8 protein-coding genes and 1 pseudogene are annotated in these 13,229 nt (G+C 28.3%); all 9 read left to right on the plus strand.

Going from position 1 to position 13,229, the window contains the following annotated elements; translation table 11 throughout:
• Nucleotides 1–96: 96 nt before the first annotated feature.
• Nucleotides 97–1,089, plus strand: coding sequence for a phenylalanine--tRNA ligase subunit alpha (gene pheS / locus CQA76_RS04585; RefSeq protein ID WP_137622268.1), 993 nt, complete (start codon nucleotides 97–99; stop codon nucleotides 1,087–1,089).
• Entirely contained in the window at nucleotides 1,086–3,407 is a 2,322-nt protein-coding gene (pheT, locus tag CQA76_RS04590; RefSeq protein WP_137622269.1) for a phenylalanine--tRNA ligase subunit beta, read from the plus strand. The genes pheS and pheT overlap by 4 nt, the downstream gene beginning before the upstream one ends.
• Nucleotides 3,404–4,687, plus strand: a complete 1,284-nt coding sequence (gene aroA, locus CQA76_RS04595) for a 3-phosphoshikimate 1-carboxyvinyltransferase (protein WP_137622270.1) — start codon at nucleotides 3,404–3,406, stop codon at nucleotides 4,685–4,687. The genes pheT and aroA overlap by 4 nt, the downstream gene beginning before the upstream one ends.
• On the plus strand, nucleotides 4,677–5,507 hold the full coding sequence (locus tag CQA76_RS04600; RefSeq protein WP_137622271.1) for a 4-hydroxy-3-methylbut-2-enyl diphosphate reductase: 831 nt from the start codon (nucleotides 4,677–4,679) through the stop codon (nucleotides 5,505–5,507). Before aroA ends, CQA76_RS04600 begins: the two co-directional genes overlap by 11 nt.
• Nucleotides 5,508–5,622: 115 nt before the next feature.
• A complete protein-coding gene (locus CQA76_RS04605) occupies nucleotides 5,623–7,296 on the plus strand; it encodes a 30S ribosomal protein S1 (protein ID WP_137622272.1) in 1,674 nt (557 codons plus the stop codon).
• Complete coding sequence (locus tag CQA76_RS04610) at nucleotides 7,296–7,790, plus strand: hypothetical protein (protein WP_137622279.1); 495 nt, start codon at nucleotides 7,296–7,298, stop codon at nucleotides 7,788–7,790. The genes CQA76_RS04605 and CQA76_RS04610 overlap by 1 nt, the downstream gene beginning before the upstream one ends.
• Before the next feature lie 46 nt (nucleotides 7,791–7,836).
• Nucleotides 7,837–9,768 (plus strand): ribosomal protection-like ABC-F family protein, encoded by a 1,932-nt coding sequence (gene abc-f, locus CQA76_RS04615; protein WP_137622273.1) that lies wholly within the window; start codon nucleotides 7,837–7,839, stop codon nucleotides 9,766–9,768.
• A gap of 375 nt (nucleotides 9,769–10,143) precedes the next feature.
• Nucleotides 10,144–12,663 carry a type VI secretion system Vgr family protein gene (locus CQA76_RS04620; protein ID WP_137622274.1) on the plus strand — a complete coding sequence of 840 codons (2,520 nt, stop codon included), beginning with the start codon at nucleotides 10,144–10,146 and terminating at the stop codon, nucleotides 12,661–12,663.
• 101 nt (nucleotides 12,664–12,764) lie between these two features.
• Nucleotides 12,765–13,229: pseudogene (locus tag CQA76_RS04625) on the plus strand (ankyrin repeat domain-containing protein); the annotation flags it as partial.

The raw sequence follows: 13,229 nt of genomic DNA on the forward strand, positions 1-13,229 counted from the left end.
TATATAATTATATCTTTAAAGTTTAGTTTTTATGCTGAATTTAAAATAGTTTTTAATAAAATTAAAATCAAAAATATAGTAAATAGGTGTAGAAAATTGCAAAAAATTATTAAACAAATTGAAAAATGTGAAAATTTAAATGATTTAGAAGAACTTAGGGTTTCAGTTTTGGGAAAAAAAGGTGTTTTAACTGAAAGTTTTTCAAAACTTAAAGAATTAGAAGGCGAAGCTAAAAAGGAATTGGCTACCACTTTAAATTTGCAAAAAGAAGCTTTCAATAAGGCTTATTTATCAAAATTTAAAATTTTAGAAAATCTTGCTTTAGAAGAAAAAATGAAACAAGATACACTCGATTTTAATTATTTTGATGAAAGTGTTACAACAGGAGCTTTACATCCTGTGATGAGTACTATGGATAAGATTATAGAATATTTTATAAGCTTAAATTTTAGCATAGAAAAAGGTCCTTTAATCGAAGATGAATTTCATAATTTTGAAGCTTTAAATTTGCCAAAATCACATCCTGCTAGAGATATGCAAGATACTTTTTATTTTGATGATAAGAGACTTTTAAGAACTCAAACATCTCCTGTGCAGATTAGAACAATGCTAACTCAAAAACCACCCATTAGAATGATAGCTCCTGGTGCTGTATTTAGAAGGGATTTTGATATCACTCATACCCCAATGTTTCATCAAATAGAAGGACTAGTAGTAGAGGAAGGTCAGAAAGTAAGTTTTGCTCATTTGAAAAATATTTTAGAGGGGTTTTTACATTATATGTTTAATGATGTTAAAATTCGTTTTCGTCCTAGTTTTTTTCCTTTTACGGAGCCTTCTGCAGAAGTAGATATTTCATGTGTATTTTGTAAAGGTTGTGGTTGTAGAGTATGTAAGCAAACCGGATGGCTTGAAGTTTTGGGGTGTGGAGTTGTAGATCCTAATGTATTTAATTTCGTGGGTTACCAAAACGTAAGTGGCTATGCTTTTGGTCTAGGAGTAGAGCGTTTTGCTATGCTTTTACACCAAATTCCTGATTTAAGATCTTTATTTGAGGGCGATTTAAGATTATTGGAGCAATTTAGATGATAATTACTAAAAGTTGGTTGAATGATTGGTTAGATCTTGAAAATAAAACTATAGATGAAATTACCTATAAGTTAAATTCCATAGGGATTGAAGTAGATAGGGTTTGTGATCTAAAAGTTCCGGATAATATTGTAGTTGGATTTGTAAAAGAAAAAATAAAACATGAAAATTCTGATAAGCTTAGTATTTGCCAAGTGGATATAGGAAATGAAATTTTGCAAATTATATGCGGTGCAAAAAATGTAGAGCAAGGACAATATGTCGCAGTTGCTCTTAAGGGTGCTTGTATGCCAAATGGCATGAAAATACAAGATGCAAAACTAAGAGGTGTAGAATCTCATGGTATGCTTTGCTCAAGTACAGAACTTGGTTTTGGTAAAATCAATGAAGGTATTATGATTTTAGATGAAAGTATTGGAGTTTTGAAGCTTGGAAAAGCATTAAATTCTTACGCAATTTTTAATGATACCTTGATTGAGGTAGAACTTACTCCAAATCGAGGAGATTGCTTAAGCATATACGGAATAGCCTATGATTTATCTGTCGCCTTAGGTTTGAATTTAAAAGAAACTAAAGCTTTTAAAGAAAGTGAAAATGTTTTAGGAATAGGAAGAATATTGCGTTTAGTTGCTCAACAAGATTTAAATAGTTGTTATAATTATAGAGTTATAGAAATTAAAGAAAAAATCCAAATTAATTTGATAATTAGTTTAAGATTGGCACAGATTGAAAATTTCCAAAAAGATCCTATTCAAAATTTGTTAAATTATGTCACACATTCAACTGGAGTGCTATTTAATGCTTATGATTTAAGCAGCTTTACCAAAGAAAATGAAGAAATAACTTTCAATCTAGATAAAGGTAGCTGTGGTGAAACTAAAATTTCTTGCAAAGATAAACTTATCAGTATTAGCGGAATTTATCAAGAAGAAAAGTATAAAAATGAAGAAAATTCTAAGATAGTTATTATCGAGGCAAATTATACTGAACCTAGTATTATAGCAAATGCAAAAACAAATTATAAAAAACAAGATGAAAAAACTATTTATAGAAGTTTTAGAGGAAGTGAACCAAGATTAAATTTAGGAATGGACTTTTTACTCCATATTTTTAAACAAATTCAGAATTTGATCATATATAGTTCTTCTCAACAAACTACACTCAATAAACAACCACTGACTATACCTATAGACATTGAAAGTATCAATAAGATCGTAGGTCAGAATATCAGCAAGGATACAATTTTAGATATTCTTAAAAGGTTAGGTTTTAAAATTATATTTTCAAATGACAAACTTGTAAATATTGAAGTTCCAATGCGCCGATCGGATATAAAGAATTTAGCAGATATTTGTGAAGAAGTAGTTCGTATTATAGGAATTGATAATATCGCTTCTAAGGGCCTAGAATTAGTAGAAAAAAATCGTTTAAATTTAACTTATGAAAATTATAAGCATTTTGTAGAATTAAGAAAAAAAGCTGTTAGTAATGGATATTTTGAAAGTCTGCACTATGTTTTAGATAATGAAGTAGAACTTCAAGAATTAGGTTTTGATTTAGTTAAACTCAAGCTTTTAAATCCTATCAACGCGGAATTAAATACATTAAGAACAACGCTTTTAAATCATCTTTTAAAAGCTATCAGTTTGAATACAAAAAATTCTAAAAAAATTATTAAACTTTTTGAGATTGGTTCTGTTTTTAATGCAAATAATGAAGAATTAAATCATATTGCTTTTGTGCATTCAGGCTATAAAGAGGAAGCTAAAATTTCTAATAAAGCAAAACCAGAATTTGTTAATTTTTATGATTTTCTTTTAGATATTAAAAATATTATCGGAAATTTTGAGTTAAAGGCTTCAAAGTATGATATTTTAAGTCCATACGAACAAGCTGATATTTATATCAATGATTTTAAAGCAGGTTTTATAGGTCGTTTGCATTTGAAGATAGAAAATGAAAAAGACTTAATGAGAACTTATATTTGCGAGTTAAATTTGGATCTGATAAAGCAAGATTTGAAAGTCGCTAAAAATTATTCTAAATTTCCAGCAATTAGTAGAGATCTTAGTGTGCTTATACCTAAAGGATACGAATATAAAAATATTAAAAAAAGTATTGAAGAATTAAATTTAGAAATACTTGAAAATTTTAGATTGGTTGATTTATATAGTGATGAAAATCTGAAAGAATTTTATAGCTTAACTATAGCTTTTACATTTAGAGATAAAAATAAAACTTTAGAGGATACTCAAGTAATAGAATGTATGGATAAAATTCTACAAAGCCTTAAAGATTTAGGGCTAGAATTAAGATGAAAATCAGTGCTTTGTCTTCTGCTTTAAATACAGAAATTTTAGATGTAGCAGCAGATAAAAGCATATCTCATCGTTTTGCAATTTTTTCACTTTTAACACAAGGTGAAAATAGGGCGAAAAATTATCTCTTAGCCGGAGATACTTTAAATACTTTAAAAATATTAGAGCATTTAGGCGCAAAAGTAAAGCGTAATCATTCTAATATAAGCATTATTCCGCCCAAAAAAATTCTTTCTCCAAATTGCGTTTTAGATTGTGGAAACTCTGGCACAGCTATGCGTTTGATGTTGGGGTTTTTATCTGGAATTTCGGGTTTTTTTGTTCTAAATGGAGATAAATATCTAAATAATCGACCCATGGATAGAATTTGCAATCCTTTAAAGCAAATTGGGGCAAAAATTTATGGTAGAGATGAAGCTACTTTAGCACCAATTTGTATAGAAGGGCAAAAGTTAGATTCTTTTAATTATGAGAGTCAGATTCCATCTGCTCAAATTAAAACAGCGATGATTTTAGCAGCCTTTAATGCAAATGGAAAATCTATATTTATAGAATCTTCTTTAAGTAGAAATCATAGTGAAAATATGCTAAAATCGATGGGTGCTCCTTTGAAAATAAGCAAAGATGGACTAAAACTTGAAATATCAAATTTAACAAAACCTTTAAAAGTTCAAGATATTAATATACCTAACGATCCTTCTTCGGCTTTTTATTTTGCTTTAGCAGCTATTATTGTACCTAACTCTAAAATAATATTAAAAAATGTTTTACTTAATCCTACGCGTATAGAAGCTTATAAAATTTTACAAAAAATGGGAGCAAACATTAAAACAAAAATCACTCAAAATGACTTTGAGACTATAGGAGAAATTAGTGCGAGTTCAAGCGAACTTAAAGGTGTTGAGCTAAAAGAAAATATAGCTTGGCTTATAGATGAAATTCCGGCTTTAGCTATAGCTTTTTCTATAGCTAAAGGAAAATCTATACTTAAAAATGCACAAGAGTTAAGAGTAAAAGAAAGCGATAGAATCATGGCTATAGTAAAAAATTTAAAGCTATGTGGTATCAATGTTAAGGAATTTGAAGATGGTTTTGAGATTGAAGGCGGAAAAGTAAATAAAGCCAAAATAAAAAGTTACGGAGATCATCGTATTGCTATGAGTTTTGCCATTTTGGGTTTGGTTTGCGGGATGGAAATTGATGATGTTGAATGTATTCAAACTTCTTTTCCAAAATTTATAGAAATTTTAGTAAGATTAGGAGTTGAAATTGATTATTGAATTAGCTAAAAATTATGGTTTTTGTTTCGGGGTTAAAAGAGCAATAAAAAAGGCTGAACAGATCAAAGATGCAGCAACTATAGGGCCACTTATACATAATAACGAGGAAATTCTTCGTTTGCAAAAAGATTTCAATGTAAAAACATTAGAAGATATAAATGCACTCAGCAGCGAAAAAAAAGCTATTATTCGGACGCATGGTATTACAAAACAAGATTTAGAAAAGCTTAGACAAACAGATATCGAAATTTTTGATGCAACTTGTCCTTTTGTAACCAAGCCACAACAAATTTGTGAACGTATGAGTAATGAGGGTTATGATGTAGTTATTTTTGGAGATGAAAACCATCCAGAAGTTAAAGGCGTGAAAAGCTACGTAAGCACAAGAGCCTATGTAGTTTTAGACAAGAAAGAGCTTGAAAATATAAAACTACCTAATAAAATCGCCGTTGTCAGTCAAACAACTAAAAAACCTGAGCATTTTATGGAAATTGTAAATTTTTTAATGTTAAAAGTTAAAGAAGTAAGAGTTTTCAATACGATTTGTGACGCGACATTTAAAAATCAAGATGCCATTAAGGAACTTTCCGAAAAGAGTGATATAGTCATTGTTGTAGGAGGTAAAAATTCAGCCAACACCAAGCAACTTTTTTTGATCGCAAAAACACATTGTAAGGATAGTTATTTAATTGAAACAGAGGCGGAGTTGAAAGAAGAGTGGTTTTTAGATAAAAAGTATTGCGGAATTAGTGCTGGTGCTAGTACTCCGGATTGGATTGTTAAAAAAGTAATAGCTAAAATTGAATCTTTTGCAGATTAAATTTGTAATATTTTATTTTTTTAAAAGGTAAATAAAACTACAATTTAAAAAAATTAACAAAAAATAAATTTTTGTTAGAATCAAGAGAAATTCAAAATTATTTTAAAGGACAATAATGATCGAGGCGAACAATAAAGTTCAAGACATTTTAGATGGTTATCTTGAAGAAGAAGATTTTGGCCAACTTTTAGAAGCTTTTGACAAAACAAAAGAAGAAGCTGTAACGGAAGGGGTAATTGTAGAGATTAAAAATGATGATGTTTATGTAGATATAGGTAAAAAATCAGAAGGAATTTTACCACTTAATGAAATTCAAAACGATAAAGCAGACTTATTGTTTAAAGTGGGGGATAATATTAAAGTCGCTATTGTAGGCTATAGCAATGGAAGATCTTTACTTTCTCACAAAAAAGCTTTGAGAAAAGAAAAAGTAATTGAATTTATTAAAAATTATAAAGAAGATCCAGAAAATAGTTTTGAAGTTAAAGTTATTGGAAAAAATAAAGGCGGTCTTATTGTTGTTGATGAAAATGATGTTGAATTTTTTCTACCAAAATCTCAATATGGCTTTAAAGAAAGTAATAATATTATAGGAAAAAATTTTAAAGTAAAGATTGTTAAAATTGATAAAGACGAGCAAAGCATTGTTGTTTCTCGAAAAAGAATTTTAGACGATGAAAGAAAGAAACGTAAAGAACTGATTAATAGTGTTTCTCAAGAAGAAGGTGTTATAGAAGGAATAGTAAAAAAAATTACAACTTACGGTATGTTTATAGATGTAGGTGGTATTGATGGATTAGTTCATTATAGCGAAATTTCTTACAAAGGGCCTGTTAATCCTAGTCTTCTTTATAAAGAGGGTGATAAAGTTCCAGTTAAGGTTATAAACTACAATAAAGAACGTAAGCATCTTTCATTATCTATTAAAGCTGCCTTACCGGATCCTTGGAGCGAGATTAAAGATAGTCTTGAAGTGGGAGATACGATTAAGGTTATAGTTTCGAATATAGAGCCTTATGGAGCTTTTGTGGATTTGGGGAATGATATAGAAGGATTTTTACATATTAGCGAGATCTCTTGGGATAAAAATATAAAAAATCCAAAAGATTATATCAAAAAAGGTCAGGAAATTGATGTTGAAGTTATTGAAATCAATTCAAATGAAAGACGTTTGAGGGTATCTTTAAGAAATTTACTTGCTAAACCTTTTGATGAATTCGCAAAAAATCATAAGGTAGGTGATATCATAGAAGGGGAAGTAACTCAAACAACTACTTTTGGTGCTTTTGTAAAACTTGGATTTATAGAAGGGCTTTTACACAATGAAGATGCATCTTGGCATAGAAGTGATAAATGCAAAGATAAATTTAAAAGTGGCGACAAAATTAAAGTTAAAATTATAAAAATTGATGCAGAGGGACAAAGAATTTCCCTTAGCGTTAAAGAACTTAGTGAATCTCCAGTTCAAGAGTATGCTAAAAGTCATAAAGTGGGTGATATTATCAAGGGACAAATTCGAGACATAAAAGATTTTGGTGTTTTTGTAGAGCTTAGTAAAAATGTTGATGCGTTAATTCATAAAGAAGATATTAGCACTTCAATGCTAGAAAATTTAAAAATTAATGATGAAATTGAAGCAGTAATAGTATTTATTGATGAGAAAAAAAATAGAATTCGTTTAAGTGTGAAAAGTTTGGCTAAGATGAAAGAACGCGAAGTTTTAAACGAGATCAATGATAATGATAAAATAACCCTAGGCGATATCATAAAAGATCAATTGGCTGAATGATAAAAAAATATATAACTTTGGGTATTTTGAGCGGTTTATTGCTCGTTTTACTTATTGTAGTTTTTATATTGCTTTGGGAATTTAAGTCAAATTCTGATTTTATCCCTGAATTTGCAAAAGATGAAAGTATAAAGCAAGAAGATATTCAAAAGCAAATTAAAAATGATTCTACTTGGCAAGAAGAACTTGCTAAATGGCCATCTAGGGATTTTACTCCAGCGGCAGAGCAATTTAGTCTTTATTTTGATGTTGATACTAGCGATTTAAAAGAAAAAAGTAAATATTATCAGCTTGTTGTAGATAAGTATGATATTTATTCTGTATTTTGTTTAAAACAGACTTTGAATTCTTTTGGTGTAAAGTATTTTTTGTTAAAGTCTAGCGATAGCCCTGAAATATTTTTAGATACCGATAATCGAGTTTTGATTGATAGTATTATTAAAGAACTTCAAAAATATAAAATTCATACAGAAGCAAAAGAAATTTGGTTATAAAACATTAAAAATAATCTTAATGTTTAAAAAATATTTTAGGTTTTAAATGGCACTTATAGATTTAATCGAAGCTAATAAAAGATTTGATGAAAAAATTGTTTTAACTGAAGCAAACTTTAGTGCTAATGAAGGCGAAAAGATTGCTATTATTGGTAAAAATGGAGAGGGAAAATCTACTTTCTTAAAAGTGCTTTTAGGTGCACTTACTTTAGATAGTGGTCGCGTTATAAGACAAAATGGAAAAAGCATTGCAATGCTTTCTCAAAATGTAGATTTTCATGCGAATTTAAGTGTTAGAGATGCTATTAAACAGGAGCTTTCAGAAATTTATACCGCTTTAGAAGAATACGAAAAACTCCATTTAAAATTAGAACAAAATCCAGAAAACAAAGAATATTTAAAACAAATGGATTTGATTATGGCTTTAATAGAAAGCAAGGATGCTTGGAATATAGAAGCTAAGATAAATCGCGTTTTAAAAGAATTTGATCTATTAAAATACATTGATCGTTTAGTATGTACATTAAGTGGCGGTGAGATACGCAGGGTAGGGCTTTGCATACTCATACTTAAAAATCCTGATATTTTATTGCTTGATGAGCCAACAAATCATTTAGATGTTTATATGACGAGTTTTTTAGAGGACTTGTTAAAAGAATCTAAAATGTGTGTTATTTTTATTTCACATGATCGTTATTTTATTGATGCTATTGCTGATAAGTGCGTAGAAATTGAAAATGGAAAATTAAGTGTTTTTAAAGGAGGATATGCAAACTATCTTGAAAAAAAGGCACAAATTTTAGAAAGTCTTACTAAAAGCCATGAGACTTTATTAAAACAGTTAAAAAGTGAAGAAGAATGGCTAAGACGCGGTGTTAAAGCAAGGCTAAAAAGAAATGAGGGAAGAAAAGAGCGCATTTTAAAAATGCGAGAAGAGGCTAAGAAAAATCCTGGAGCCATAAAACGTTTGAGACTTGAAATTTCAAGATCTACGCTTAATTTTAATGCTGATAAGGTAATGAACCGAAAAAAAATGTTATTTGAGATTAAGAATGTGAGTAAAAGTATAGAAGATAAAATGCTTTTTAGAGATTTTTCAGCTCGTATTTTACAAGGAGAGCGTATAGCTATAGTGGGAAAAAATGGTTGTGGAAAATCTACTTTTTTAAAAATGCTTTTAGGGCAAATTAAGCAAGATAGCGGAGAGATTAAAAGAGGGGAAATTAAGATAGGGTATTTTGATCAAGCTAGAAATTTGGTAAATTCAGATAAAACCTTGCTTGAAATTTTTTGTCCTAATGGTGGAGATAGAGTTCAGGTAAGAGATAAAAATATGCATGTTTATGGATATTTGAAAAATTTTTTATTTCCTAAAGAATTTTTAGATAAAAGTGTTTCTGTATTAAGTGGAGGAGAAAAAAATCGAGTAGCTTTGGCTTTACTTTTTACTCAAACTTATGATATTTTAGTGCTTGATGAGCCAACCAATGATTTAGATATCTCAACGATTAATATTTTAGAAGAGTATTTGTTAAATTTTGAGGGAGCGATTTTATTTGTATCTCATGATAGGTATTTTGTTGATAAAATAGCGAATAAAATTTATGCTTTTGAGGGAAATTCTTCGATCAATATTTTACATACTCTTTATACGGAATATCTTGAAAATGAAAAAGAATTGCACGAATTTGATAATTTTACCTTAAGTCTTGAAAATTCAATTTCAAACAGCAATCAAAAAGAGAAAAAAAGCCAAAAATTAAGCTATAAAGAAAATGAAATTTTAAACCATCATCCAGAAAAAATAGAAATCATTGAAAAACAAATTGAGCAATTAAATAAAGATTTGTCAAATCCTAGTGTTTATCAAAATATCGGTATTAATAAACTTTATGAAGAGTTGCAAAAGGCACAAGAAGAGTTGAAAACACTTGAAATGGAGTATTTTGCAGTTTTAGAAAAAAGTGAAAATTTATAATATAATAAAAGAAGTTATCAACATTTTGCTTTTAAATTCCAAACATTAACTCAACATCTTTAAAATTTTTTTATACCAAAAATGACTAAAATTATATTTTAAGGAAACTCATGTCTTATAAACCTGCTCCAAACTATCAAAAATCCTAAAACCATATAAATTATTATTGATTTTAAACATAATTTTTTAGATTTATTCTTTGAATATTAAAGTTAATTGTGTATAATTTTATTTTCTGATGAGTTTAAATTATAATTTTTGGAGATTTTTGGGTAAAACTAAAAACACTATGTCCAATAAATTCCAAACATTAACTCAACATCTTTAAAATTTTTTTATACCAAAAATGACTAAAATTATATTTTAAGGAAACTCATGTCCAAAAATTCCTACCTAAATTTAACCATCAATTCCCTTCCTTTTAAAATCACCAAAGCAATAATCCATGAAAGTCTTGAAGAACTTTTTAATATAGAATGTGAAGGCTTCTTTGAAAGTTTAGATGAGAATTTAATCACCTCAAGTAAAAATATTAATTTTCATCCTAATGTTTTAATCGATCAAGAAGCTCTTTTTAGTATAAACAACCCTTATGAAAACAAAACTTTGAATTTTGATATTAATGAAGTAAAAGAATATCAAGGAATTGTTACTTATGTTAATTATGAAGGTATCAATCAAGAAAGTTCTTTTAATATTAACAATACTTCTTCTAAAACTAACACTATAACACACAAACACTTTTTTAAATTTAAAATACAATCAGTTTTAATAAGACTTTCTTTAAATAAAGCCAATCGTATTTATACACAAACTAATGTTATTGAAATCATTAAACAAACCCTTGATTTTTATCAAGGACTTTTAAATAAAGAAATTGATTTTTCTAATATACATTTAAATTATGAAGATAAAGAACTCATCTCTCAATACAATGAAAGTGATTTAGATTTTATTACAAGATTAGCTCATAATAATGGAATCTTTTTTTATGAAGATAAGGATAAAATTTATTTTTGTGATGCCTATGCAAAATCATCCACTAAAAATATAAAATACAATCCTAATGTCAATAATACTCTTAATGAAACTTGCATCTCTTCTATTTTTAAAGAACAAAGCTTAAGAACTAATGTTTTTACTCATTCTAGTGTCAATGCAAAAACTCCTTTAAACCTTTTATCTTTAAGTTCGAGTCAAGTTCCTTATGAAAAAGATCTTAACCATCAAGCTTATTATAATGAACACTCCTATGAATCAGAATATTCTTTTACTCAAAGTATTGATTTAAAAACCCCTTCTACTCAAAAAGAAAAAAGAGCAAAAACCCTTAATGAAAGCTTCTTAGCAAAAAGCAATATTTATTATTTATCTTTGGCTGATCATATCAACTTAGACTATAATGCCTATATCCATCACCAAGGTCAAGAAGAACTTCTTAAAGATTTTATGATTGTAGCCAATACTCAAATCTTAATTGATGATGCTATTTTAGCTAATTCTATCAACACAAATGATCATCTACAATTAAAAGATTTAAATTTAAGTAAGTCTTATTCTAATACCCTAACTCTATTAAAAAGTGATATTTTATTCACCCCAAGTCTTAAAGCTAAACCAAAAGCTCCTTACAACACTCAAGGTATAGTTATAGGTGAAGATAATGATATAGAAAGTAAAAGAAATACTATTTACACAGATGAGTATGGAAGAGTTAAAGTAAGGATTAATCTTTATGCTAATCAAGAAGAATTAGATGAAAAAGAAAGTTTATATCATCATTCTGCTTTTTTAAGAGTAGCTTCTAGTATTGCAAGCAATCATTCAGGTTTTTATCATACTCCAAGAATTGGAGATGAAGTGATAGTTTCTTTTTTAGATGATGATATAGATAAACCTTATGTAAGTGGAAGTTTGTATAATGGGACTACATCTATGCCTCAATATAATTATCCAAGATATAAGAGAGAAATTGTTTATAATACTTTAGAGGCTTTAAAAGACATACCTGAAAAAATAGAACAAGGTTTATTACTAGATCCGCTTAAAATTCAAGAAGATACTGATTACAAACTAAATTACATCAATGATCATTATGTTACCTTAGCTAATGCTACTATAGGAATAGACAATCTTGACGCAAAAGCAAGAAATGAAATCACTCTAAAAAACGATAAAGATAAAGAAGAAATTTATATTCTTGCTCAACGAGATTATAAAATAGAAGTAGGTAACAATTACAATCAAACCATAAAGAAAGATAAAATTTCAGAAGTAGGGGGAAAGCATACAGAATTTATCACTCTAGGACATATGCAAAATATTGTCGGATTTAAAAATGTCAATGTACGGGGCAGATATCTAGAAAATACCTCATGTTGTAAAAAAACTAATGTAAGAAGATCTAATTTTTTAAATGTAGAGGTGAATCAAGAGGTAAAAATTCATAAAAATAGCTATGAAAAAGTAGGAGAAAATAAAGAGGTAAAAATAGGCAGAAACTACGAAGAAAGAATTACAGGGGAATATACAAGTTCTACATCATCAAATAGAAAAGTAATCACCACAGGTTATCATCATACACAAAGTCAAGGAAAATATAGCGTTTATACAGATTCTGAACTTGTAACAGAAGCAAAAGGTAATATTCAAGGGTATACAGAAAAATCTATCCTTATGGTTGCTAAAAAAGATCACATTGTTAATGCAGAAAATGTTTCATTTTTAGCACAAAAGGATAATACTATTGTAGCATATAAAAAAATAGTCAATCAAGTAAAAACAACTTCTATAACAACTACAGCCAAAGAAGTTATTATACAAGTTGGAGGAGTTCAAGTGATCATAGATAGCAAAGGATTGAGAGTTAAAGGTGGAGATTTACGAGTAGATTAAATGATATGAATTTTTACATAACACATAATCAAAACAATCTAAAACTAAAATTTAGATTTTATTACAAAAAATAAAAAATTTAACATAAGGAGAAACTAACAATGTCTAACGAAAAAATCATCTCTTATGAAGAAGTTCAAGCTAATCCTATGCTTAAATGGTTTTTTTATGAAGACTGTAGTGTTAAAGATAAGTATTATCAAGAATGGCAAGAATATGTTAAAAAATCAGATTTAAATACTATCTATGTTATAAGAGATCCAAAAGGTAGAGATATTTATGACTTATATCCATACGAAAGACCTAGTATGGCTTCCTACCTATTTGGTTGGCATGACTTATATGATCATGAATTTCATGAATTTATTTTACAATTCATAAAAGATCAAAAATGGTTGAATTTTTTATTGGCTCGTATTAGTTTTACAATAGATGATGAAGATCATCACATAGTTTTAGAAAAAACAAAAAAAATTATTAAGCTTTTAGTGGATAAGGGAGCTAATATCAATGCTTATTTTTATCAAGGCAAGGAAGGGCGGTATGAGCCTTTGATTTTTGAGACC

Origin of the sequence: Campylobacter aviculae, assembly GCF_005406215.1 — a bacterium.
GTDB lineage: Bacteria > Campylobacterota > Campylobacteria > Campylobacterales > Campylobacteraceae > Campylobacter_D > Campylobacter_D aviculae.

Coding starts and splice junctions, on each gene's coding strand:
- CQA76_RS04605 (WP_137622272.1), top strand. CDS start 5,623: ATGATCGAGGCGAACAATAAAGTTCAAGACATTTTAGATGGTTATCTT.
- abc-f (WP_137622273.1), top strand. CDS start 7,837: ATGGCACTTATAGATTTAATCGAAGCTAATAAAAGATTTGATGAAAAA.
- CQA76_RS04620 (WP_137622274.1), top strand. CDS start 10,144: ATGTCCAAAAATTCCTACCTAAATTTAACCATCAATTCCCTTCCTTTT.
- pheT (WP_137622269.1), top strand. CDS start 1,086: ATGATAATTACTAAAAGTTGGTTGAATGATTGGTTAGATCTTGAAAAT.
- aroA (WP_137622270.1), top strand. CDS start 3,404: ATGAAAATCAGTGCTTTGTCTTCTGCTTTAAATACAGAAATTTTAGAT.